Genomic DNA, 22,124 nt, shown 5'->3' on the forward strand with positions numbered 1-22,124 from the left:
CCTATTCGGCGTGGAAGCTGATCACCTTTTGATAGGTGAATTCGTTGAGGCCATCCTCGCCATATTCGCGGCCATAGCCCGAGCGCTTGATGCCGCCGAAGGGCGCGTCGGACTGCATCGTGCCCGCGCCGCCGTTGATCGACACGCCGCCGGTGCGGATCTTCAGCGCCATGCGATAGGCTTCACCCGCATCGGCCGAGTAAATGGCGCCAGACAGCCCGAAATCGCTGTCGTTCGCCATCGCGATCGCCTCGGCATCGTCGTCGAAGCCGATAACCGCGCCGATCGGCCCGAACACCTCTTCCTGCGCGATCCGGCTGTCGTTCTTCACATTGTCGAACAAGGTCGGCTCGTAATAATAGCCCTTGTCGAGCCCCGCGGGCCGCTTGCCACCAGCGACCAACGTCGCGCCCCCGTCCTGCGCGATCGCGACATAATCCTCGGTGCGCTGCCTCGCGACTTCGCGGATCAGCGGCCCGTAATTGACGCTCGGATCGACCGGATTGCCGATCTTCAGATGGCAGAGCATCGCCTTCATCGCCTCGACGAACTGCGGGCGGACGCTGTTGTGGACCAGATGCCGCGTGGTCAGCGCGCAGCCTTGGCCGCCATGGGTCGTGAACCCCATGATGCCCGCCGCTGCGGCCTTTTGCACATCGGCGTCGGCGCGCACGATCAGCGCCGACTTGCCACCGAGCTCCATCACGATGCGCTTCAGCGTCGGCGCCGCCTGCGCCTGGATCATCGATCCGACCTTGTCCGACCCGGTGAAATGGACCAGGTCGACGCGCGGATCGGTGGTGAGCAGCTTGCCCGTCTCGATATCGCCGGTGACGATGCTCAGCACGCCCTTCGGCAGCCCGACCTCGTCGGCGATCTCGCCGAGGATCAACGCCTGCATCGGCGTGTAGGGCGACGGCTTCAACACCGCCGTGCACCCGACCGCGAGCGCGGGGATCACCTTGCCGATGTTGAGGAAGAACGGGAAGTTGTACGGCGAGATGGCGGCGACGACACCCACCGGCTCGCGGCTCACCACCCCGGTGCCCAGCGTCGTGCGGCCCTGCGCATTGGGCGTGAGCTCGACGGGCAACGACGACACAGCGGGGCGCGAGGCGACCTCGATCGTCCGCCGCGCATGCTTCATCGGGATGCCATATTGCAGGAACTCGGCGAGCATGCGTGTCGCGCCCGCCTCGGCGACGATCATGTCGACGATCGCACCCTTGCGCGCGTCGAGCGCATCGAGGAACTTCGTCAGCACCGCTTGCCGCTGGGCGACGGGCATATAGGCCCAATCGCCTTGATCGAACGCGGTGCGTGCCGCGCCGATTGCGGCGTCGACCTGCGCCGCGCTGCCGACCGGAGCCTCGATGAGAAGGCTTTCGTCGGCGGGGTTGATCACCGCCTCGCGCTGGTCGGTCTTCTGCCATTCGCCGCCCACATAGATGGCGTCGTCATATTTCAAGAAAGCCATGTTGTTGTCCTTATGAAACGGCTTTTGCGTCCCAGACGATCGGCAGGTTGCGGATCGACAGCAGCCCCGGGATCACCGTCGTGTCGGCGCCCTCCTTGATCGTGAAGGGCGGCACGCGCGACAGGAATTCCTGCAGCAGCACGCGCAGCTCGCGCCGCGCCAGATGCGCGCCGAGGCAGATATGCACCCCGCCGATCAGCGTGAAATGGCGGTTGTTCTTGCGCTCGGGGTCGAAGTCGCGCGGACAGGCGAACTGCTTCTCGTCGAAATTGCCCGCGCTGTTGATGCAGGCGATCCAGTCGCCTTCCTTGAGGTCGACGCCGTGCCAGGTGAAATCCTTCCTGATCCGACGCCCGCTGTTGACCAGCGGCTGCACGCGCAAAAATTCCTCGACCGCACTGTTGATGATTTCCGGATTGGCGCGGATGCGCGCCTGAAGTTCGGTGTCCATCCCCATGCGGCGGAACATCTGGCTGATCGTCGATGCGACGGTGTCGAGCCCGCCGAGCCACAGGAACCAGGTCATGCCGATCGTCTCGTCGGGGGTCAGCGGCTGGCGGTCCATCGACCCGTTGGCGATATAGCTGCCCAGCGTCTCGTCGGGGCTCGCCTGCTTCTCGGCGATGAAGCCGCGGAGGTAGGCGAGGATGCCCTTCACCGCCTCGGCCTTGGCGCCGATGTCGGGGTTGTGCAGGATCGCATATTCCCATTCGAGGAACTGGTCGAACATGCCGAAGGGAAAACCCATCAGGTTCAGGAACACCCGAACCGGATAGATGCGCCCGAAATCATAGGCGATATCGACCTCGCCGTCCTTGACGATCGCATTGATCATCTCGGTGACGATCACGCGAATCTTGGGCTCCATGTCGTTCATCGCGACCGGGGTGAACCATGGGTTCAGGAACTTGCGATAGCGGCCATGGTCGGGCGGATCGATGCCGAGCGGGATCGACGGAAAGGTCTCGCCCGCCAGCGCCTGGAACTGCGCCGCACCCTCGGTCGAGAAGATGTCATTGTCCTCATAGACGCGGCGGATGTCGTCATAATGCGACACCGTCCACGCGCCGTGCTGCCGGCCGCTCGTCGGCCACGGATAATAGAGGATCCGCGGCACATCGGGCGACCGCATCACGTCGGCGGGCAGATAGGGGTCGGGCAGGTCATATTCGATCTGCCCCTGCGCAAAGCGCGTGTCGAGCACCAGTTCGGGCGGAACATGCGCCGGCACCGGCGGAGCGTCCGCCGGAGCATGCGCGATCGGACAGCGGGAGAGAATCGTCTCGGTCATATGTCTTCCTCCGCTCAGGCCGAGGCGAACATGCGTTCGATGTCGCCCGACGTCACCGGACGCCGCGCCTGGCCGATCGCATCCATGCTGTCGGTCTTGAGCCCGCCAAGATTGTGCCGCGGGCTGACATCGACGTCCTTGCCGAGTTCGCGCAGGTGCGCGACGGTGCAATATTCGCGCCCGCCATTCAGCGCAAAGGCATCGAAGCTGTACTCGCGCATCACATTGAGGTGGGTGATCTTGTCGATCACTTGCTTGTCGAGCCCGTTGACCGACGCCCATAGATATTCGGGGACATTGGGCCAAACCGTGTCCGAATGCGGATAGTCGCATTCATAGGCGACCATGTCGGTGTTCATATAGTCGAGATTCTTCACCCCGAACTGGTCGTCGATGAAGCAGCAGATGATGTGCCGCTTGAACAGGTCGGACGGGCGCTCGCCGTTGAAGTCGGTGAAGGTCCATTCGTGATGATGCTCGTGCGTGAAATCGGCACGCTCGAGGAAATAGGGGATCCAGCCGATGCCGCCTTCGGACAGCGCCATGCGCAGGTCGGGGTAGCGTTGCCAGAATTTCGCGAAGGTCCAGTCGGCGGCCGAATTGGCGATCGAGATCGGCATCGCGGTGATCCACGCGTCGATCGGGCTTTCGGGCGAGGGGTGCATCGCGCGGGCGCCGGTGCCGATATGGCAGTTGATCACCATCTTGTAGTCGCTGCACGCCTTCCAGAACGGCTCCCAATATTCATTGTGGATGCTCGGCAGGCCGATGTTCGACGGATTGTCGGAGAAACTGACCGCATGGACGCCGAGATCGCGCATCCGCTTCAGCTCGGCGAGCGTGTCGTCCATGTTCCACATTGGGATCAGGCACATCGGGATGAAGCGGCCCGGCGCGGTTGCACACCATTCCTGCACGTGCCAGTCGTTCCACGCGCGGCAGGCGAGCAGCGCTTCCTCGGGGTCCTTCTGCGCCATCGACACGAAGGTCCCGCCGGCAAAGCTCGGCATCGTCGGAAAGTTCAGCGAGGCGAGCACGCCATTGGCGTTCATGTCATCGACGCGCAGCTTGGGATCGTAAGTGCCGGGGCGGAGCTGCGCGAACGCGCTCGGTTCCATCCCATATTCGCTGCGCGGACGGCCGACGACGGCGTTGAGCCCGATGGTCGGGAAACGCTGGCCGTTCCACGACCAGATGTCCTTGCCATTGTCCTGCACGATGCGCGGGGCGCGGTCTTTCTTTCCTTCGGGATAATGGCGGATGAACGCCTCTGGCGGTTCGACCGCATGATCGTCGACGCTGATGATCACCATATCGTCCATCTGCATGGCGACTCTCCTCTCAAATGGTTTGTTGTTGGGCTCATCATCGCAAAAATTGACGAAGTGTCAACTCTTGAAGTATGACATAGTGTAATAAGTGGAGAGAGGCATGATCGCGCGAACGCTGCCGGTGATCGACCGGGACAATGAGGCCTATTGGACGTGGGGCCGCGACGGCAATCTCGCGATCCACCGCTGCGCCGCCTGTGCATATTATGTCCATCCGCCGGTGCCCTTCTGCCCGCGCTGCGAAAGCCGCGACGTCGCGCCGCAGGCGGTGTCGGGGCGGGGCAGGGTGGTGACGTTCACCGTCAACCACAAGGCCTGGGTGCCCGACCTGACCGAACGCTATGTGCTCGCGCTGGTCGCGATCGAGGAGCAGGACGATGTGCGCCTCGCCTGCAACATCGTCGACTGCGCCCCCGATGCGGTCGATTTCGACATGGAGGTCGAGGTCGTCTTCGAACCCGCCGAGGATCTCTGGATCCCGCTCTTCCGTCCGGTGCAATCATGACCCGCTTCGCGGAGAAGAACACCGCGATCACCGGCGTCGGCCTATCCGACGTCTCGCGCGGCGCGACCAAGTCGGCGCTCGCGCTGACTGTCGATGCCGCGCTCGAGGCGATCGCCGACGCGGGCCTGACCCGCGCCGATATCGACGGCATCGCGACCTGGCCCGGCGAGCGCGCCGACGGCTCGGGCTTCTCGCCCGTCGGCTGCGCGGCGTTGCAGGACGCGTTGCGGCTCGAGGTCGGCTGGTACGGCGGCGGTAGCGAGGCACCCGGCCAATATGGCGCGGTGTTCAATGCGATCGGTGCCATATCGGCAGGCCTCTGCCGCAACGTCCTGATCTTCCGCTCCATGTACGAAGCGACCGCGCGCAAGAGTGCCTATGCCAATTCTTTGCTCCGCGAGGGCCAGCGGCAGGCCGGCCCCTTCGCCTGGTACGCCCCCTATTACACCTACGCCGCCGCGCTCCAGCAGGCGCTCTTCTTCAACCTCTATGCCCACAAGAGCGGCATCCGGCCCGAGCAAGTGGGCCAGATCGCGGTCAACCAGCGCCGCAACGCCGCGCTCAACCCGAAGGCGATCTACAAGGCGCCGATCACCATCGACGATTATCTGGCCTCGCCGCTCATCGCGACCCCGCTCCGCATCTACGACTGCGACGTCCCCATCGACGGCGCCGCCGCGATCATCGTCTCGCGCATGGACGTCGCACGCGATCTCAGGAATCCGCCGATCCGGATCGAGGCGATCGGCTCGTCGATGCGCTACCGCAACAGCTGGACCCAGCTAAGCGAACTCGACACCCAGGCGCAGCCCAGGGTTGCGGAGATGCTGTGGAGCCGCACCGACCTCAAACCCGCCGACGTCGACATCGCGCAGCTCTACGACGGGTTCAGCTTCCACACGATCAACTGGCTCGAAAATTTCGGCTTCTGCGAACGCTACGGCGCCAAGGAGTTCATCGACGGCGGCACACGCATCGCGCTCGACGGCGAACTCCCGGTCAACACCAGCGGCGGCGCGCTATCGGGCGGCCGCCTCCACGCCTATGGCGCAGTCCACGAAGCCTGCACCCAGCTGTGGGGCCGGGCAGGGGCGCGGCAGGTCAAGGGCGACCCGCAGGTCTGCGCGACCTCGACCTCGGGCGGGCCACTCGCGGGGGCGATGCTGTTGGTGCGCGATTAGAAGTCCCCCAGCTCCCATCCCCAATCTCTATTCGTCATCCCCGCGAAGGGTGACGGGAGGCACGTGACTCCCGGCACGATCCAGCTCCTTCTTTGTGCCTTTGCGCGAGATTTCATTTTTCTCACACAAAGGCACAAAGGCACAAAGAGAAGGGAAGAGAAAAGCTGGATTCCCGCCTTCGCGGGAATGACGGGATAGTCGGTATGGGCGGTTTACCGCTGCCAGACGATCTTGCCACCGATCAGCGTCAGCGACACTGCCCCCAGCGCCTCTGAACCCTCTGCCCATTCGTACAGAATCAGGTGGGCAGGCGCCCCGATTGCAAGCGGCACCTGATACAGCGCCAAAGCCTCCGCCCGACCGACAGCCTCGCCGCCACCGATCACATCGCCCGCCCGCGTCCGCCGGTCGGTCGCCGCGCGCAGGGCCACCCACGGATTCGCATCGCCATAAGGCGCGTCTGACCCCCCGAGCACCCGCACCCCGCCGCGCATCAGCGACCCCAGTCTGTACAGATCATCCAGATCGTCGGTCTCCATCTGCGCCCGATACCGATCCCCGCGGTGGTGAATGAAATTGGGCTGCGTCACCACCGTCAGCCCCGCCGCGGCAATATCGCCGATCAGGCTCGCGGCGATCATCCCGCCATGCTCGATCCGATCGCCGCGCCTCGCGCCGCCCGCGACCGCCAACGCTTCCAGATAGAAGACCAGTTCCCCCAAGGTCACACAATGCGCCGCGACATTCCGTCCCAGCGCCCGCGCCGCCGTGATCCGCCCCGCCACCGCCTCGACCGGCGGCAAATCATTCTCGTCGAGCAGCAGCTTCACCGGCCCCAAGGCATAGCCGTCGCCCGCCGGCAAATCCTCGGTCCCCATCATCACCAGCCGCTGCGGCATCGCCCCCGAAAGCAGCGCCGCCTCGTCCGCGCCGTTCGACGCCCCCGCGTCGGTCACCCCGGTCACGCCCCATGCGGCGAGCTTTGCGCCCAGCGCTGCCAGCGAAGGCGGCGCCCCGCCGATCCGCTCGCGCAGCCACGCATCGCCGCGCCAGATGCGCCCGACCGGCTCGCCGTCGGTACCCAGCTCGACGCAATCGGGGAAGGGCGGTCCGCCGAGCCTGGCAAGCGCCGCGCTGTTGAGCAGCCAGTAGGCGCCCGTTCGGTCCTGTACGCGCAGCGGATGCTCGGGCAACCACGCATCCAGCATGTCCCGGTCGGGCAGCCCCGCCACCCGCTCGTTATAACCGACCGCGCGCACCCATGTCCCCGGCGCCTTCGCTCCCGCACGCAGCCTGGCGATCACCGCATCGACCGTCGGGCAATCGACCAGATCGACCGACTCCATCCGCGCCGCCGTCGCGAGCAGATGCAGATGATGATCGTGCAGCCCGCCGCCCAACGTCCGCTCCTGCGCATCATATTCGAGGCCATGCCCTTCGACCGCCGGTCCCATCGCCGCGATCCGTCCGCCGCGCACCGCCAGCGCCAGCGGTGCACCATCAGCCCCGCGTGCATTGCGGATGATGAGGTCGAAGCGCTCGCTCACGCCATCGCTTTCGCAAAACCCGCCGCGGTCCGCGCAAGCGAAACGTCGAGCAACCCGCACCGCCCCTCCGCCAGCGCTTCGAGCGCCAGCGTGGCCGCGGTCAGCCCCGTCAGCGGATCGGCCAGCGCGTCGCCGATGAAATGCGGTCGGTCGTCCTCCCACCGCACCAGCCCGCCCGCCGCCGCGCAATCGTCGCCAAAGCCGACGCGCATCGCGGCATCGCCGGTCCAGCCATGCGCCGTGATTGCGACCCACAGCAGGTCGGGATTGATCTCGAACAGCCGCTCTTCGCCGAGCCCCAGCCGCGCCAGCGCATGCGGCCGCGCCGAGGTGATCAGCACCCGCGCCGCGCCGATCATCGCGCGCAGTTCGGGGCCATCGAGATCGAGCCGGACCTGCCGTTTCATACCGTTCAGCCGCGCATCGAGCTTGGGCGTATGCAGGCGCGTCGGATCGGGTCGACCCGCGCTCTCGACCTTGATCACCGCCTGGCCAGCCTCGGCGAGCAAGGCCCCGCAATAGGGCCCGGCCCACAGCGCCGACAGATCGACGACGATGCCGTCGCTCGCCTGGCAAGCGGGCAGCGCCGCACCCGCCAGCGGCTCCGCTTCGCCGGTCCGCGCGACCGGCATATGCAGCTCCGCCGCCGCGCCGACCATCGCGGCGACATCGCGCCTGGCGGCGACACCCGTGATCGCGTCCCACGGCGCATCGTCGAAACCGCAACCCGTCCACGCCGGCACCAGCTCGCGGTCCTCGTCACGCGCCAGCGACACGGCCATCCAGCCGTCGCGGCAGCGCACCATCCGGCAATGCCGGTTCGGCGACCACTCGCCCGGCGCAGCGAGCTTGAGGTCGTCGTGGCGCGACAGCGCGCGGCGCGGATCGAATGCGATGCGCCCGCCCGCCGCCGCGACCAGCCGTTCGCCCGCTGCGGCGACCGCATCCATCAACGCGGTCACGCAGCGTCCTCGATCCGGTGCACCAGCCCCCAGTCGCAGGCCTGCGCGGCGCCGAGCCTTTTGCCCGACAGCAGCATCCACAGCGTGCGATGCCGCCCGATCGCGCGCACCACCGTCGCAGTGCCGCCCGCGCCGGGGATCAGCCCCATGCCGAGCTCGGGCAGCTGGAACCAGGCATCGCGCGCCGCGATCCGGTGATGCGCCGCCGCCGCGACCTCGATCCCCGACCCGACGCACGCGCCGTGCAGCCGCACCGTCCCCCGCTCGCCCAGCGCGTCGAGCGCCCGCGCGCAGCTGTGCAGTGTCCGCACCATATGCGCCTCGGCCAGGTCGCGCGCGGTGCCGAATTCGGGCAGGGCACCGCCGGTCGAGAAGCATTTGCCAGCGCCCGCGAGCAGCACCGCGGGCGCGCTCGGATCGTCGAGCGCATTGGCAAGCGATTCATACAGCGCGTCGCGCATTGCCGCCGTCATCGCATTGCGATTGGCCGGATCGTTCAAGGTCAGCGTCAGCCGGTCGCCGTCGCGTTCGGCGGTCACCGGCTCGGCAGGCGGCGGCGGACCATCGCCGATCTTCGCCGCGCTCAACCAGCGCGCAAATTCGGTCCCGCCCAGCAGCGTCGAATAAGCCAGGGATTCGGCGGTCAGCGCATCGGCCAACGGCATCTTCGCCGAAAGCCGCAACAGCTGCGCCGCGATCGTCGCCGCCAGCGGGGTTGCCCGCACCGCGGCCGCCAACTCCTCGACCTGCTCGAAGCCGCCCAGCGACACCCATGGCCGCGGGGCGCCCACCGCGGCGGTCACCAACAGATCGAAATCGTCGGCCACGACGGCGGGCAGCACGCCCTCGCGATCGACGCCGATCACCACCGCCTGCAGATGAACCCTCGGCCGCACCCAGCGCGCCGCATCGACGACCAGCACCGGCTCGCCGCCCGGTGCGGACAGGCGATCAGCCCCAAGATGGTCGGCGCGATGATCGGGCGTCGTCATCGCGCCGTCCTACCCGGCGCAGGCTTCTTCCGCCAGTTCGGCCTTGAGCACGCGGCGGAGCAGCTTTCCGGTCTCGTTATACGGCAGTTCGTCGCGCACGAACCATTGCTCCGGCGTCTTGGTCGACCGCAGCTTGCTCCGGATCGCCCCCGTCATGGCCTCGGTATCGGGAGTGCCCGAGCGCGACACGATCACCGCCACCACCTTCTCGCCCCATTTCTCGCAGGGGATGCCCAGCACCGCGCAATCGGCGATATCGGCGAAACCGCGCAGCACATCCTCGATCTCGCCCGGCGAGATATTCTCGCCCCCGCGTATGATCACATCGTCGAGCCGCCCCTCGACGAACAGATAGCCGCCCGCGTCGAGCCAGCCCGCGTCGTTGGTCGCGAACCAGCCGTCGTCGGCGATCGCCTTTTTGTGCAGATATTCGCCCGACACCTGTTCGCCGCGGACATGGATCTCGCCCTGCTCGCCGGCGTCGCAGCAGGTTCCGTCCTCGCGCCGAATCTCGAGTTCGACGCTCGGCAGCGGCTGGCCGACCGAGGCGATGCGCCGGCGGACCTGCGGATCGTCGGAGGCGAAGGCGGCGCGATGATCCTCGGCGCCGAGCAGTGCGATCGTCGAGCTCGTCTCGGTGAGCCCATAGGCGTTGACGAAGGCGACATGCGGCAGCGTTGCCAGCGCCCGCGCGATCACCGGCTCGGGCATCTTGCCCCCGCCATAGGAGAGCGCGCGCAGGCTCGGCAATTTTTCGCCCGTCGCCGCCATCACATCGAGGATGCGACCGAGCATCGTCGGCACCACCATCGCGTGTGTGATGCCCTCGCGCGCCGCGACCCTGACCCAGTCCTCGGCGGTAAAGGCGGGGAGGTAGACGATCCGCCGCCCGCCATAGGCCGCGGTCAGGATCGCCGAAATCCCCGCGATATGGTAGGAGGGCACGCTGACCAGCGCCGCCTCGTCCGCATCGGCGCCGAGGAACTCGACCGTCGACATCACATAGGAGGTAAGGTTGCCGTGGCGCAGCACCGCCGCCTTGGGCTCGCCCGTCGTGCCGCTGGTGAACAGCAGCACCGCGATATCGTTCCCGGCCTCGGGCAGGTCGAGCTTCGCGGGCGCCTCACCGCCCATGAACTGCGCCTCGAAGTCGCTGCGCGCGACCAGCTCGACGCCCTCGACCGGCGCGATTCGCGCCAGCATGTCGTCGTCGGCGATCAGCACCGCGGGTGCGCTCCGCGCGACGAGCTTGTTCAGATCGGCATCGGCCAGCCGGTAATTGAGCGGCACGAAGGGCGTTCCCGCCATCCCGCTCGCGAACAGCAGCAGGGGCAGGGCATTGCCGTTCATCCCCAGAAAGGCGGTGTTCGCCTTGTCCTTGGCCGCCAGCCACGCCGCGACCTGCGTCGCCCGCGCGCGATAGCCGCCGAAATCGAGGCCATCAGCGCGCCCGCCGAGCGCCTGCCGGTCGCAACAGGCGTCGGCGGCGATGTCGAGAAGCAGCGGCGTGCGCATGGTATCAGTCCGAAGCGGGAAGCGGCTTCGCGCCCTTGATCGTCATCGCGGTGCCGTTGAACGCCAGCGATCCCTTGCCCGCCTTGGCGCCAAGCACCTCGATCCCGCTCGCCTCGTCGGTGTAGCGTTTGCCGATCATCACGCCCTCGGCGAAATCGGCGCTGACGTCGCCGCTCGGCGCGGCCGCATCGTCGATCGGCAGCACCGGCGCCCCGCCGCACTGCAGTTCGCCGGCGGCGCTCGGCGGCCGCACGACGACCAGCTGTGCATCGCACACCGCCGATTTCCAGCGCGAACCCGGCTTCAGTTCCATGTCACTCGATCCTTTCCCGTGGCGCCCGTCTGTCGCCTTTGCTTCGCCAATATGTCAATCGACATAGAAAGTAAACGTAGTTATATAACTCAAAAGAGCAAAGGGAGAGCGATGCATCCACGGCATTTTGCGGCAGCGGCGCCCGATCGCCCGGCAATCGTCATGGCGGCGAGCGGCGCGGCGACAAGCTACGCCGAACTCGAGGTGGTCGCAAACCGCGGCGCACACTTGTTCCGCACGCTCGGAATCGGCCCGGGCGATACCGTCGCGGTCTGGTTGAAGAATGTCCGCGAATATTTCGAAATCTACTGGGCCGCCCAGCGCGCCGGTCTCTATCTCTGCCCGATCTCGAGCCAACTCACCGCCGACGAAGCCGCCTATATCCTGAACGACAGCGGCGCGAAGCTGCTCGTCACCCACGCCGATGTGCCCGCCGTCGCGGCGCTGATTGCGGCGCGTGCCGAACTGGTCCCCAATGTCGCGCATATCTACGAACTCGGCACTGGCCTCGTACCCTCATGGCAGGTTGCCGTCGCCGCCCAGCCCGCGACCCGCATCGCCGACGAATCGGCGGGCTATCATCTCGTCTATTCCTCGGGCACCACAGGGCGGCCCAAGGGCATCCGCCTGCCGCTCTCGGGCGAGCCCGCCGACGCGCCGCATATGCTCGCCGAGCGCATGGCAGCGCGCTACGGTATCGGCGAAACCAGCACATTGCTCTCGCCCGCACCCCTTTATCACACCGCGCCGCTCGCCTATGGCATGTCGGCGCACCGCCTCGGCGCGACGCTCGTCATCATGGACAAGTTCGACGCGGAAGAGGTGCTGCGCCTGATCGAGAAACACCGCGTCACCTTCATGCAGATGGTGCCGACGATGTTCATCCGCCTGCTCGCGCTTCCCGATGAAATGCGTATCCGCTACAACATCTCGTCACTCCAGAAGATCGTCCACGCCGCCGCGCCGTGCCCGGTCGAGGTCAAGCGCCGGATGATCGAATGGCTCGGCCCGATCGTCTACGAATATTATGGCGGGTCGGAGGGCAATGGCTCGACCTTCATCACCCCCGAGGAGTGGCTCGCGCATCCCGGCTCGGTCGGCTGCGCCGACTGGGGCACGCTCCACATCTGCGGCGACGACGGCGAAGAGGTCGGTCCGAACGTCGACGGTCTCGTCTATTTCGAGGGCGGCTGGGACTTCCAATATTTGAACGACCCCGCCAAGACCCGCGACGCGCGCCACCCGCAGCACCCGGGCTGGTCGACGCTCGGCGACATCGGCCATGTTGACGAAGAGGGTTATCTCTACCTCACCGACCGCAAGAGCTTCATGATCATATCGGGCGGCGTGAACATCTATCCGCAGGAGGCCGAGAATCTGCTCATCCAGCACCCCGAGGTCGCCGACGTCGCGGTCATCGGCGTCCCGCACGCCGAGATGGGCGAGGAGGTCAAGGCAGTGGTCCAGCCGAAAGACTGGAGCGCCGCCGGCCCCGACCTCGCCGCGCGGCTGATCGCGCACTGCCGTGCACATCTCAGCCCGGTCAAATGCCCGCGCTCGGTCGACTTCGACCCCGCGCTGCCCAGGCATGACACGGGCAAGCTCTACAAGCAGGCGGTGCGCCAGCGCTACTGGCCCGCCAAATAGGGGACGGTGCATTGCGCTGCCGCGCCGAAGCCGCCATAACCACTGCATGATGCGCACGTTTCTCGGCATGCTTCTGGCGCTGATGCTGTCGCTGCACGGTACGGCGGGGTGCGCCGCGGTGCTGGCGTCGCCCGCGCCGCCCCCCGACCATTGCGCGTCGATGGAGGCGATGCAAGCCGACCCCGACACCGACAAAGAGGCGCCTGGCGACAAGGCGCCGCACAGCTGCGAACGCCTGTGCTATCTCGCTGGCGTCGCGGTGGCGGAACCGGGCCTTGCCGCGCGGTTTGCCTTACCGTCGGCGCAGCCATCGGCATGGCCGGCGGCCCGCCACGACCATGCGACCGCTCCCGCGACGCCGCCGCCGAGGCGCGCCTGAGAACTGACATTCATTCGAATTTTCAGATTTCAGGAGACATATCATGTTGAACCGCATTTTTGTCGCCGCGCTTGCGCTGGCGATTGCAACCCCCGTGCTCGCCGCCGAACCGGCCGCCGAGAAGCCCAAGTGCGAATGCTGCGCCAAGATGAAGGCGGACGGCGCGATGAAGTGCTGCGACGGCGACAAGGAAGCGCCGAAGCCCGCCGCCGACGGCGATCCGCACAAGGATCATGGAGGCCACTGACCGGGCCAAAGGGGCGGGCGGCCGAGCGATCGGGCGCCCGCTTTCGTTCCGCTAGCTGCGGCCGGGCCCCCACAGGATCAGCGCCGCGCCGCCGAGGCAGATCAGCCCGCCGAGCAGGTCCCAGCGGTCCGGCGACACGCCCTCGACCAACCTGAGCCATACCAGCGACGCGACGATATAGACGCCGCCATAGGCCGCAAAGGCGCGCCCCGCCGCCTCGGCCTCGACGCGCGTCAACGCATAAGCGAAAAAGGCGAGGGCGAGCGCGCCGGGCACCAGCCACCACGGCGATTTATCCAGCCGCAGCACCGCCCAGAAAGCGAAACAGCCGCCAATCTCGCCGAGCGCCGCGAGGACATACCAGCCGATCGTCGTCAGCGGCACGCTCATGCGTGGTGGCTTTCGCAATATCCATGGTCGCCCAGCGCCTCGATCACCCGGCAATCGCCCGCCAGCCCGCCGCGGCAGCGCCCGATGATCCGTGCCAGCTCGTCGCGGAGCAGGCCCAACTGCGCGATCTTTTCCTCGACCTGTTCCAGATGGCGCGTCGCGATCCGGTCGGCCTCGCCGCAGTCGCGCTCGGGATGGTCCGACAGATCGAGCAAAGAGCGGATTTCCTCGATGGTGAAACCCAGGTCGCGCGAATGGCGCACGAACGCCAGCCGCGACCGGTGCGCCTCGCCATAGCTGCGGTAATTGGCCGCGGTGCGATGCGGTTCGGGCAGGAGGCCGATGCGCTCATAATAGCGGATGGTCTCGATATTGGCGCCGGTAACGCGCGCGAGTTCGCCGATTTTCATGCCTTGACCCTGTAGTTGCTACAGGGTCCATATAGGCGGGCGACTCGAAATCCCAAGGAGATTCGGCAATGGCCGACCAATGCTGCGCCGGTAAAAGCGGGACCACCGCACTCAACGACCCCCAATGGCGGCGCGTGCTGTGGATCGCGCTCCTGATCAACGCGGGCATGTTCGCGGTCGAGATCGCTGCGGGGGTCGCGGCGGACTCGCGCGCGCTCCAGGCCGACGCGCTCGATTTCCTCGGCGACGCCGCCAATTATGCGATCAGCCTCGGCGTCGCGGGCATGGCGATCGCGTGGCGCGCCCGCGCCGCACTGTTCAAGGCCGCGACGATGCTCGCCTTCGGCCTCGGCGTGCTCGGCGCGACGGTCTGGGGCTTCCTCAGCGGTACCGCGCCGCATGCCGAGACGATGGGTATCGTCGGCGGCGCCGCGCTTGCCGCCAATGCCGCCGTCGCGCTGATGCTCTACCGCTGGCGGACCGGCGACGCGAACATGCGCTCGGTGTGGATCTGCTCGCGCAACGACGCGATCGGCAACCTCGCGGTGCTCGCTGCCGCGCTCGGGGTGTTCGGCACCGGGCGCGGCTGGCCCGATCTCGCGGTCGCCGCGATCATGGCCGGCCTCGCGATCTGGGGCAGCCTCGAGGTCTTCCGCCAGGCGCGCGGCGAACTCTCCATCGCCTGACCGGCCGCAATTTCCCTTGCCGTTCGCGCCGCCTTCGCATAATAGTTAGATATCTAACTATTATGCGAAGGCGGCGACAGGGTGCGGGATCGGGGAGAGGGCGGCGCGGCGAGGACGCTCTACGACAGGATATGGGACGCGCACGTCGTCGCCGACGACGACGGCGAAGCGATCCTCTACATCGATCTGCACCTGCTGCACGAGGTGACCTCGCCGCAGGCTTTCGCCGCGCTCGCCGCCGCGGGCCGCGCGGTGCGCCGGCCCGAACGCGCGCTGGCGCTCTCCGACCATGTTGTCCCGACCGAACGGCAATCGGCAGGCGTGCCGGCGGTCGCCGACGAAGCGGCGCGCGCGCAGCTGATGGCTTTCGAGGCCAATGCCGACCGCTTCGGTATCGCGCGCTTCGCGATGGGCGACCCGCGGGGCGGCATCGTCCATGTCGCCGGCCCCGAACAGGGGCGCTCGTTGCCCGGCATGACGATCGTCTGCGGCGACAGCCACACCTCGACGCACGGCGCCTTCGGCGCGCTCGCTTTCGGCATCGGCACCAGCGAGGTCGAGCATGTGCTCGCGACGCAGACGATCCGCCAGCGCCGCGCGCGCAACATGCGGATCATCGTCGACGGGGCGCTCGCGCCGCATGTCTCGGCCAAGGACCTCGCGCTGCATCTGCTGCGGCGCATCGGCGTCGACGGGGCGTCCGGCCATGTCATCGAATATGCGGGATCGGCGGTGCGCGCGCTGTCGATGGAGGCGCGGATGACGCTCTGCAACCTCAGCATCGAAATGGGCGCGCGTGCGGGGCTGGTCGCGCCCGATGAGCAGACCTTCGCCTATCTTCGGGGACGCCCGTCGGCGCCCCAGGGTGCGGAATGGGGAAGGGCGGTCGCCCGCTGGCGCACGCTGGCCAGCGATGCCGATGCGCGCTTCGACCGCGAACTCCGCGTCGACGCCGCCGGTGTCGGCCCGATGGTCAGCTGGGGCACCAACCCGTCGCAGGTCGTCGTCATCGGCGAGCTTCTGCCCGACCCCGCCGCGTTCGACGACGCCGAAGCGCGCGAGAGCGCGTATCGCGCGCTCGCCTATATGGACCTCACCCCAAGGCAGCCGATCGCCGGGCAGCGGCTCGACCGCGTCTTCATCGGCAGTTGCACCAACAGCCGGATCGAGGATCTGCGCGTCGCGGCCGCCGTGGTGCGCGGCTGCACGGTCGCGCCGCATATTCGTGCGATGGTCGTGCCGGGGTCGGGTCTGGTGAAAAAGCAAGCCGAAGCCGAGGGCCTCGACAGGATCTTTCGCGCCGCGGGTTTCGACTGGCGCGAGCCCGGCTGTTCGCTCTGCGTTGGCATGAACCCCGACCGTCTCGCGCCGGGCGAGCGCTGCGCCTCGACCTCGAACCGCAATTTCGAAAACCGCCAGGGCCGCGGCGGCCGCACCCATCTGATGAGCCCCGCGCTCGCGGCGGCGAGCGCGATCGCCGGCGCGATCGCTTCGCCGGAGATGCTGGACTAGGCCACCCCCTCGAACCGCGCAATCGCCGCCTCATATCGCAACGTCCGCCCGATATCGTCGAGCCCTTCCATCAGCACCCGCCGGTCGCCCGCATCGATCGCGAAGGCGACGACCTCGCCCGAGGCCAGCCGGATTTCCTGCGCCGCCAGGTCGATCTCGACCGGCGCATGCTGCGCCAGTTCGATCGCGCGCGCCAGCCGGGCGCACATCTCCTCGGGCAGGCGGATCAGCAGCAGCCCGTTCTTGCGCGCATTGCCCGCGAAGATGTCACCGAAGCTCGGCGCGATCACGCAGCGGATGCCGAAATCGGCGAGCGCCCACACCGCATGCTCGCGCGACGAGCCGCAGCCGAAATTGCGGTCGGCAATCAATATCCGTGCGGCGCGGCCCGCGGGGCGGTTCAGCACGAAGTCCACGCGCTCGCTGCCGTCCGGCGCATAGCGTAATTCCTCGAACAGATGCCGGCCCAGCCCGTCGCGGGTCAGTGCCTTCATGAAGCGCGCGGGGATGATCATGTCGGTGTCGATATTGGCCAGCGGCAAGCATGCCGTGACCCCGCGCACCCGATCGAACTTCCGCACCCGAGCCTCCCTTGCCATAGATTAGTATTCTAAGTAATATCGGATCGCCGCTTTGTCCAACCAATCCTTTGGGCCATCGCGGCGACGATAGAGGTTGCCGCCCGAATCTTCGGCCACTAAGAATTGAAGGCTCAAGGCCGCCCAATCGGCCACAGGGGAGCAGTGCATTGGCCAAGACCAAACAGAGCTTTCGGCATCCCGCCGAATATTACACCGATCCCGAAAACAGTATCGGTTATCTTGCGCGCGTGGTCTTCCGCTCCTTTTCGCGGCTGCTCGAACGCCGCACGCTGACGCACGATGTATCGGCGGGCCAATGGCGTTTCCTGCGCCAGTTGTGGCGCGAGGACGGCATCACCCAGCGCGAGCTCAGCGAGCGCGTCGGCATGCGCGAACCGACCACGGTGGTGGCGCTGAAAGGCCTCGAAAAGGCCGGTTTCATCACGCGCAAGAAGACCAGCGAAGACCGCCGCAAGACCTTCATCTTCCTCACCCCGCACGCGCGCAAGCTCGAACTGGTGCTCGCGCCGATGAACGCCGAGATCCACGAGATCGCGACGCGCGGGATGAGCGACGAGGAAGTCGAGCAGCTGCAGGCGCTGATGCGCCGCGTGATCGGCAATCTCGCCGACGAGACGCGCAACCTCGCGATACTCTCCGACGTCAAGGCTTGATCGCGGCATTCGGAGTTGCCATGCCCGGCGCGAATAGGTTAGTATTCTAACTATTCGTTTCAGGAGGGATCATGACGAAAATCGCGGTGATCGTCGGCAGCACGCGCGACGGATCGTACAACCGGGCGCTCGGCGCGCTCGCGGCGGCGCGGCTCGCGGCGCATGGCGCAGAGGTCGCCGTCGTCGACCTCGCGGCGCTCGACCTGCCGATCTACACCGCCGCGCTCGAAGCGAACGCCTTTCCCGCCGACGCGCTGAAGCTCAAGGAGCTGCTCGTCGCGCAGGACGGGCTGCTCATGGTGTCGCCCGAATATAATGGTTCGATCCCGGCACTGCTCAAGAACGCGATCGACTGGGCCTCGCGCCCCACCGGCGGCGAGGGGCCGGTCGCGCTCACCGCCTTTCGCGGCAAGGCGGCGGCCATTATGAGCGCCTCGATCGGCCCCTTCGGCGGCATCCGCGCGCTTGCGCACCTGCGCCAGATCCTCGGCACCATCCAGATGCTGGTGATCCCCGACCAGGTGTTGGTGCCCAATGCCCACGCCGCCTTCGACGAGGCCGGCCAGCTCAAGGAAGCGCTCCCGGCCTCGCTCATCGACATGACCGCGGCGCGGCTGGTCGCGGTGGCGAAGGCGCTCAAATGATCACGCCCTCCCCTTCAGGGGAGGGCAGCGAGACTTACGAACTTGTTCGTTAGTCGCAGCGGGTGGGGCCAGAGGCCTTGCGCAAGGCCTCTGGCCCCACCCCAACCCCTCCCCTGAAGGGGAGGGGCTTTATCTCAAGCCCGCTTCTTCTTCCCCGCCGCCGGATCACGCTCGATATTGTCGCCCCAGTCGGCCTCGAGCGCGGCCAGCAGGGCATCGAAACGCTCCTGCCCCAGCACCTCGGCGATCTGCGCAGTCAGCGTGTCCATCGCGCGCTGCGCGTCCTTGCGCATGCGCGCGCCGGTCTCGGTCAGCGACACGATCATGTGCCGCCGATCGTCGGGGTCGGTCTCCATCTTCACCATGTCCAGCTTGATCATCTGACCGATCGTGCTGTGGATCGCCTGGCGTGATACGCCCAGGTTGCGCGCGATGTCCGACGGGCGCACGACCCCGCTGACGATATTGGTCATCACCATCGATTGGGGGCGATTGACGTCGGGCCAACCGCGATCGTGCAGCCGCGCCTGCAGCCCCTCGTCGAGCCAGCAGAAGCGCTGAAACAGCGCGATGATCAATTGGTTGGTGCGCATAAGATGCTGCGATGGGCCCCCGTTGCCTTTGCCGCAACGCTAGAAGAAGGGCAGGGGGGACGCAAGGCAGCGCGGCGTTGCAACGGTAAAATACTTAGTATACTATCCTTATAAGAGACGCTAGGCGCAGCGCGGGACAGGAGAGGCCGAAGTGATGATGGGATTGATGCAGGATGTGCCGCTGACGGTCGACCGCATCCTGGGTCATGCCGCGAACTGGCACGGCGCGCGCGAAATCGTGTCGCGCGACGCCGAGGGCGATGTCACCCGCTCAACCTATGACGCGGTCCATGCTGATGCGAAGCGCGTCTCGAACGCGCTCGCTGCCGAGGGCATCAAGCAGGGCGACCGCGTCGCGACGATGGGCTGGAACAGCGCGCGCCACCTGTCGGCCTGGTACGGCGCCGCGGGCATGGGCGCGGTGCTCCACACGCTCAATCCGCGACTCTTCCTCGAACAGATCGCCTATATCGCGAACCACGCCGGCGACCGGTTGCTGATCGCCGATCCCGCGACCGCCGATTTGGTCGAGCAATTGCTGCCCCAGGTGCCGAGCATCGAGCAGGTGATCTTCTTCTGCGACGCCGCCTCTCTGCCGCAGACGAGCTTTCCCGCCATCGCCTTCGACGACTGGATCGCCGGCCAGCCCAGCGACTATGCGTGGGGCGGCTTCGACGAGAACGCCGCCTGCGGCCTCTGCTACACCAGCGGCACGACGGGCAATCCGAAGGGCGTGCTCTATTCCCACCGCTCCAACTATATCCACGCGCTGATGACGCTCCAGCGCGACGCGCTCGGCCTGTCGGCGCGCGATACGGTGCTGCTCGTCGTCCCGATGTACCATGCCAATGCCTGGGGCGTTGTCTATTCGGCGCCCGCTGTCGGCGCCAAGCTCGTGCTGCCGGGGCAGCGGATGGACGGTGAATCGATCTACAATCTGATCGAGCAGGAGGGGGTGACCTATTCCGCGGCCGTCCCGACGGTGTGGCAGATGCTGCTCACCTATATGCAGGAAAACGGCAAAAGCTTCACCACGCTCGAACGCGTCACCATCGGTGGCTCGGCGTGCCCCGAATCGATCATCCGCACCTTCCGCCACGATTATGGCGTCGACGTCATCCAGGGCTGGGGCATGACCGAAACCTCGCCGCTCGGCACCGTGTCGGTGCCCAACGCCTCGGTCGCGGCGAAATCCGATCCCGAACAGCTGGCCTACAAGCTCAAGCAGGGCCGCCTGCTCTGCGGGCTCGAGATGAAGCTCGTCGACGATGCCGGCAATCGCCTGCCGCACGACGGCAAGACCCCGGGCCGGCTGATGGTCAAGGGCTCGACGATCGCCGGCGCTTATTTCGGCGGTGGAGGCGGCGATGTGCTCGACGCCGAGGGCTTTTTCGACACCGGCGACGTCAGCACGATCGACGGCGAAGGCTATATGCAGATCACCGATCGCGCCAAGGATGTGGTTAAGTCGGGCGGCGAATGGATCAGCTCGATCGAGATCGAGAATATCGCCATGGGGCATGAGGCGGTCGCCAACGCCGCGGTCGTCGGCGTGTCGCATCCCAAATGGGACGAGCGTCCGATCCTGCTCTGCCAATTGAAGCCCGGCGCGAGCGCCACGGCCGCCGACCTGACCGCCTACCTCGACGGCAAGATCGCCAAATGGTGGATGCCCGACGACGTGCTTTTCGTCGACGACATCCCACTCGGCCCGACGGGCAAGATCGACAAAAAGGCGATCCGCGCCGGGCTGGAAGGATACAAGCTGCCCTTCGAGGTGAGCCGGTGACCGGAATGCCGGATAATATTGTTCACGCGGAGACGCGGAGACGCGGAGCGTCGGCCACCGCTTGTTTCCGTCATGCCGGGCTCGACCCGGCATCCGCCTCTTCTTGCGGAGCAAGGCGGACCCCGGATCAAGTCCGGGGTGACGAAGGCAGGAACCCTCCGCGCCTTCGCGTCTCCGCGTGAACCTAAATATCCGCCGCTTCTGCGTGCGTTCCGCCAAAATCCATAAACGATAAACAGGAGAGAGACGAATGGACCCCAATGGCATCGAGGGCCTCGACGCGCACTTCATCGGCCGCGCGCCGCCGACCGCGCCGCGCATCCAGGCGGGCGGCCACCCGTGCCAGGGCATTTATTGGACCGAGGCGGGCAAGCGCCCGAAAGTGGCGATCATCGCCACCCATTATAACGTCGATTTCTCCGAACACTATATCGCGCCCTATTTCGCGCGGCAGGGTTTCGGCTTCCTCGGCTGGAACACGCGTTATCGCGGTTTCGAGGACCAGTTCCTGCTCGAACATGCGGTGCTCGACATCGGCGTCGGCGTGCGATGGCTGAAGGAAGAGGCGGGGGTCGAACAGGTCGTCATCCTCGGCAATTCGGGCGGCGGTTCGCTGATGGGCGCCTATCAGGCCGAGGCGATCGCGCCGACGCTCACCGACCGCCTGCCGTCCGTCGGCCAGGACGCGCTCGCGCAATTGATCAAGGGCGACCTCTACATCAGCTTCAACGCGCACCAGGGGCGCCCCGAAGTCCTCACCGACTGGATGGACGCCTCGGTGGTCGACGAGAACGATCCGACGCTGACCGATCCCGAACTCGACCCCTTCAATCCCGACAATGGCCCGCCCTATTCGGACGCGTTCATCGCCAGATATCGCGCCGGCCAGCGCGCGCGCAACCAGCGCATCACCGACTGGGCCAAGGCCGAGCTCGCGCGGCTCAATGCCGCGGGCATCCCCGACCGCATCTTCCCGCTCTTCCGCTGCTGGGGCGACATCCGCTGCGTCGATCCCGCGATCGACCCGTCGGAGCGCAAGCCCAACTGGTGCTATCGCGGCGACCCCGCGATCGCCAACCGCACCCCCAGCATCGGCCGCGCCAACACGCTCAAGACCTGGCTCAACATGTGGAGCCTCGAAACCTCGCCGTGCCAGGGCCAGCCGCATCTCGCGAAGCACGACACCCCCGCGCTGGTGGTGCAGGGCCTTGCCGATACAGGCGTCTTCCCCAGCGACGCACGCAAGATCTTCGACTTTTTGGGCTCGACCGACAAAAGGATCGAACTGATCCCCGGGGCGCATTATTTCGAGGATTCGATCAAGGAACGCCAGGACGCCGCCGACCTCGTCGGCGCGTGGATCCGGGAGAAGCTGTAAGCAATCACCGTAGCCCTGAGCTTGTCGAAGGGCGCCTATCCGAGAAGCGCCCTTCGACAGGCTCAGGGCTACGGTTCAAT

The 22,124-nt window shown here is 66.7% G+C and carries 23 protein-coding genes; 11 read left to right on the forward strand and 12 right to left on the reverse strand.

Features of this window, described 5'->3' with window-relative positions; all coding sequences use genetic code 11:
* Position 1: 1 nt before the first annotated feature.
* The 3 genes from AC1RNQ_RS11585 to AC1RNQ_RS11595 are packed head-to-tail and all read right to left on the reverse strand — an operon-like array spanning position 2 to position 4,096.
* Positions 2-1,477: an aldehyde dehydrogenase family protein gene (locus tag AC1RNQ_RS11585; RefSeq protein ID WP_493171293.1), complete on the reverse strand. Its 1,476-nt coding sequence runs from the start codon at positions 1,475-1,477 to the stop codon at positions 2-4.
* Between the two features lie 10 nt (positions 1,478-1,487).
* Positions 1,488-2,768, reverse strand: a complete 1,281-nt coding sequence (locus AC1RNQ_RS11590; RefSeq protein ID WP_493171294.1) for a cytochrome P450 — start codon at positions 2,766-2,768, stop codon at positions 1,488-1,490.
* A 14-nt stretch (positions 2,769-2,782) separates the two neighbouring features.
* Positions 2,783-4,096 carry an amidohydrolase family protein gene (locus AC1RNQ_RS11595; RefSeq protein ID WP_493171295.1) on the reverse strand — a complete coding sequence of 438 codons (1,314 nt, stop codon included), beginning with the start codon at positions 4,094-4,096 and terminating at the stop codon, positions 2,783-2,785.
* 103 nt (positions 4,097-4,199) lie between these two features.
* Between AC1RNQ_RS11595 and AC1RNQ_RS11600 the strand changes: the two genes are divergently transcribed.
* Positions 4,200-4,604 carry a Zn-ribbon domain-containing OB-fold protein gene (locus AC1RNQ_RS11600; RefSeq protein WP_493171296.1) on the forward strand — a complete coding sequence of 135 codons (405 nt, stop codon included), beginning with the start codon at positions 4,200-4,202 and terminating at the stop codon, positions 4,602-4,604.
* Positions 4,601-5,785 (forward strand): thiolase family protein, encoded by a 1,185-nt coding sequence (locus AC1RNQ_RS11605; RefSeq protein WP_493171297.1) that lies wholly within the window; start codon positions 4,601-4,603, stop codon positions 5,783-5,785. Before AC1RNQ_RS11600 ends, AC1RNQ_RS11605 begins: the two co-directional genes overlap by 4 nt.
* A gap of 212 nt (positions 5,786-5,997) precedes the next feature.
* Here AC1RNQ_RS11605 and AC1RNQ_RS11610 read toward each other — a convergent pair whose 3' ends face one another.
* From AC1RNQ_RS11610 to AC1RNQ_RS11630, 5 genes are read right to left on the reverse strand one after another with little or no spacing between them, the layout of a single operon-like run.
* Positions 5,998-7,332, reverse strand: a complete 1,335-nt coding sequence (locus AC1RNQ_RS11610; protein ID WP_493171298.1) for an amidohydrolase family protein — start codon at positions 7,330-7,332, stop codon at positions 5,998-6,000.
* Positions 7,329-8,294: a CoA transferase gene (locus AC1RNQ_RS11615; protein WP_493171299.1), complete on the reverse strand. Its 966-nt coding sequence runs from the start codon at positions 8,292-8,294 to the stop codon at positions 7,329-7,331. Before AC1RNQ_RS11615 ends, AC1RNQ_RS11610 begins: the two co-directional genes overlap by 4 nt.
* Entirely contained in the window at positions 8,291-9,286 is a 996-nt protein-coding gene (locus AC1RNQ_RS11620) for an enoyl-CoA hydratase/isomerase family protein (protein WP_493171300.1), read from the reverse strand. The genes AC1RNQ_RS11615 and AC1RNQ_RS11620 overlap by 4 nt, the downstream gene beginning before the upstream one ends.
* Positions 9,287-9,295: 9 nt before the next feature.
* Complete coding sequence (locus tag AC1RNQ_RS11625) at positions 9,296-10,801, reverse strand: class I adenylate-forming enzyme family protein (protein WP_493171301.1); 1,506 nt, start codon at positions 10,799-10,801, stop codon at positions 9,296-9,298.
* A 4-nt stretch (positions 10,802-10,805) separates the two neighbouring features.
* Complete coding sequence (locus tag AC1RNQ_RS11630; protein WP_493171302.1) at positions 10,806-11,114, reverse strand: hypothetical protein; 309 nt, start codon at positions 11,112-11,114, stop codon at positions 10,806-10,808.
* 111 nt (positions 11,115-11,225) lie between these two features.
* Between AC1RNQ_RS11630 and AC1RNQ_RS11635 the strand changes: the two genes are divergently transcribed.
* Genes AC1RNQ_RS11635 through AC1RNQ_RS11645 form a run of 3 tightly spaced genes read left to right on the forward strand, consistent with a single transcriptional unit; the run spans position 11,226 to position 13,387 of the window.
* Complete coding sequence (locus AC1RNQ_RS11635) at positions 11,226-12,761, forward strand: acyl-CoA synthetase (RefSeq protein WP_493171303.1); 1,536 nt, start codon at positions 11,226-11,228, stop codon at positions 12,759-12,761.
* A 46-nt stretch (positions 12,762-12,807) separates the two neighbouring features.
* Positions 12,808-13,140 carry a hypothetical protein gene (locus AC1RNQ_RS11640; protein WP_493171304.1) on the forward strand — a complete coding sequence of 111 codons (333 nt, stop codon included), beginning with the start codon at positions 12,808-12,810 and terminating at the stop codon, positions 13,138-13,140.
* 43 nt (positions 13,141-13,183) lie between these two features.
* Positions 13,184-13,387: a hypothetical protein gene (locus AC1RNQ_RS11645; RefSeq protein WP_493171305.1), complete on the forward strand. Its 204-nt coding sequence runs from the start codon at positions 13,184-13,186 to the stop codon at positions 13,385-13,387.
* A gap of 51 nt (positions 13,388-13,438) precedes the next feature.
* On the opposite strand, the gene AC1RNQ_RS11650 is transcribed toward AC1RNQ_RS11645, so the two are convergent.
* Positions 13,439-13,777, reverse strand: a complete 339-nt coding sequence (locus AC1RNQ_RS11650) for a YnfA family protein (protein WP_493171306.1) — start codon at positions 13,775-13,777, stop codon at positions 13,439-13,441.
* Complete coding sequence (locus AC1RNQ_RS11655) at positions 13,774-14,187, reverse strand: MerR family transcriptional regulator (RefSeq protein ID WP_493171307.1); 414 nt, start codon at positions 14,185-14,187, stop codon at positions 13,774-13,776. Before AC1RNQ_RS11655 ends, AC1RNQ_RS11650 begins: the two co-directional genes overlap by 4 nt.
* Before the next feature lie 68 nt (positions 14,188-14,255).
* Here AC1RNQ_RS11655 and AC1RNQ_RS11660 point away from each other — a divergent pair, with 68 nt between their 5' ends.
* Together AC1RNQ_RS11660 and leuC are read left to right on the forward strand one after the other, a co-directional pair.
* A complete protein-coding gene (locus tag AC1RNQ_RS11660; protein ID WP_493171308.1) occupies positions 14,256-14,873 on the forward strand; it encodes a cation efflux transmembrane domain-containing protein in 618 nt (205 codons plus the stop codon).
* 81 nt (positions 14,874-14,954) lie between these two features.
* Positions 14,955-16,385, forward strand: coding sequence for a 3-isopropylmalate dehydratase large subunit (gene leuC / locus AC1RNQ_RS11665; RefSeq protein WP_493171309.1), 1,431 nt, complete (start codon positions 14,955-14,957; stop codon positions 16,383-16,385).
* Here leuC and leuD read toward each other — a convergent pair.
* Entirely contained in the window at positions 16,382-16,966 is a 585-nt protein-coding gene (gene leuD / locus AC1RNQ_RS11670) for a 3-isopropylmalate dehydratase small subunit (protein WP_493171310.1), read from the reverse strand. The genes leuC and leuD overlap by 4 nt on opposite strands.
* 167 nt (positions 16,967-17,133) lie before the next feature.
* On the opposite strand from leuD, the gene AC1RNQ_RS11675 reads away from it, so the two are divergent.
* Together AC1RNQ_RS11675 and AC1RNQ_RS11680 are read left to right on the forward strand one after the other, a co-directional pair.
* Positions 17,134-17,640, forward strand: coding sequence for a MarR family winged helix-turn-helix transcriptional regulator (locus tag AC1RNQ_RS11675; RefSeq protein ID WP_493171311.1), 507 nt, complete (start codon positions 17,134-17,136; stop codon positions 17,638-17,640).
* Between the two features lie 71 nt (positions 17,641-17,711).
* Positions 17,712-18,284 carry an NADPH-dependent FMN reductase gene (locus AC1RNQ_RS11680; RefSeq protein ID WP_493171312.1) on the forward strand — a complete coding sequence of 191 codons (573 nt, stop codon included), beginning with the start codon at positions 17,712-17,714 and terminating at the stop codon, positions 18,282-18,284.
* Between the two features lie 134 nt (positions 18,285-18,418).
* Here the strand turns inward: AC1RNQ_RS11680 and AC1RNQ_RS11685 are convergent, their stop codons facing one another.
* Positions 18,419-18,877, reverse strand: a complete 459-nt coding sequence (locus tag AC1RNQ_RS11685) for a MarR family winged helix-turn-helix transcriptional regulator (protein ID WP_493171313.1) — start codon at positions 18,875-18,877, stop codon at positions 18,419-18,421.
* A gap of 154 nt (positions 18,878-19,031) precedes the next feature.
* Between AC1RNQ_RS11685 and AC1RNQ_RS11690 the strand changes: the two genes are divergently transcribed.
* Together AC1RNQ_RS11690 and AC1RNQ_RS11695 are read left to right on the forward strand one after the other, a co-directional pair.
* Positions 19,032-20,666: a long-chain-fatty-acid--CoA ligase gene (locus AC1RNQ_RS11690; RefSeq protein ID WP_493171314.1), complete on the forward strand. Its 1,635-nt coding sequence runs from the start codon at positions 19,032-19,034 to the stop codon at positions 20,664-20,666.
* A 250-nt stretch (positions 20,667-20,916) separates the two neighbouring features.
* The gene (locus tag AC1RNQ_RS11695) at positions 20,917-22,044 is read left to right on the forward strand and encodes an alpha/beta hydrolase (RefSeq protein WP_493171315.1); all 1,128 of its coding nucleotides are present in this window, start codon (positions 20,917-20,919) and stop codon (positions 22,042-22,044) included.
* Positions 22,045-22,124 lie beyond the last annotated feature (80 nt).

The organism is Sphingopyxis sp. GW821-FHT12F08 (assembly GCF_058806755.1).

Excerpts from the sequence above, each read along its gene's own strand:
- AC1RNQ_RS11600 (WP_493171296.1), top strand. The coding sequence starts at position 4,200 with ATGATCGCGCGAACGCTGCCGGTGATCGACCGGGACAATGAGGCCTAT.
- AC1RNQ_RS11630 (WP_493171302.1), bottom strand. The coding sequence starts at position 11,114 with ATGGAACTGAAGCCGGGTTCGCGCTGGAAATCGGCGGTGTGCGATGCA.
- AC1RNQ_RS11595 (WP_493171295.1), bottom strand. The coding sequence starts at position 4,096 with ATGCAGATGGACGATATGGTGATCATCAGCGTCGACGATCATGCGGTC.
- AC1RNQ_RS11690 (WP_493171314.1), top strand. The coding sequence starts at position 19,032 with ATGATGGGATTGATGCAGGATGTGCCGCTGACGGTCGACCGCATCCTG.
- AC1RNQ_RS11620 (WP_493171300.1), bottom strand. The coding sequence starts at position 9,286 with ATGACGACGCCCGATCATCGCGCCGACCATCTTGGGGCTGATCGCCTG.
- AC1RNQ_RS11660 (WP_493171308.1), top strand. The coding sequence starts at position 14,256 with ATGGCCGACCAATGCTGCGCCGGTAAAAGCGGGACCACCGCACTCAAC.
- AC1RNQ_RS11695 (WP_493171315.1), top strand. The coding sequence starts at position 20,917 with ATGGACCCCAATGGCATCGAGGGCCTCGACGCGCACTTCATCGGCCGC.
- AC1RNQ_RS11645 (WP_493171305.1), top strand. The coding sequence starts at position 13,184 with ATGTTGAACCGCATTTTTGTCGCCGCGCTTGCGCTGGCGATTGCAACC.
- AC1RNQ_RS11640 (WP_493171304.1), top strand. The coding sequence starts at position 12,808 with ATGATGCGCACGTTTCTCGGCATGCTTCTGGCGCTGATGCTGTCGCTG.
- AC1RNQ_RS11590 (WP_493171294.1), bottom strand. The coding sequence starts at position 2,768 with ATGACCGAGACGATTCTCTCCCGCTGTCCGATCGCGCATGCTCCGGCG.
- AC1RNQ_RS11635 (WP_493171303.1), top strand. The coding sequence starts at position 11,226 with ATGCATCCACGGCATTTTGCGGCAGCGGCGCCCGATCGCCCGGCAATC.
- AC1RNQ_RS11605 (WP_493171297.1), top strand. The coding sequence starts at position 4,601 with ATGACCCGCTTCGCGGAGAAGAACACCGCGATCACCGGCGTCGGCCTA.
- AC1RNQ_RS11680 (WP_493171312.1), top strand. The coding sequence starts at position 17,712 with ATGACGAAAATCGCGGTGATCGTCGGCAGCACGCGCGACGGATCGTAC.
- AC1RNQ_RS11625 (WP_493171301.1), bottom strand. The coding sequence starts at position 10,801 with ATGCGCACGCCGCTGCTTCTCGACATCGCCGCCGACGCCTGTTGCGAC.
- AC1RNQ_RS11655 (WP_493171307.1), bottom strand. The coding sequence starts at position 14,187 with ATGAAAATCGGCGAACTCGCGCGCGTTACCGGCGCCAATATCGAGACC.
- AC1RNQ_RS11650 (WP_493171306.1), bottom strand. The coding sequence starts at position 13,777 with ATGAGCGTGCCGCTGACGACGATCGGCTGGTATGTCCTCGCGGCGCTC.
- AC1RNQ_RS11585 (WP_493171293.1), bottom strand. The coding sequence starts at position 1,477 with ATGGCTTTCTTGAAATATGACGACGCCATCTATGTGGGCGGCGAATGG.
- AC1RNQ_RS11685 (WP_493171313.1), bottom strand. The coding sequence starts at position 18,877 with ATGCGCACCAACCAATTGATCATCGCGCTGTTTCAGCGCTTCTGCTGG.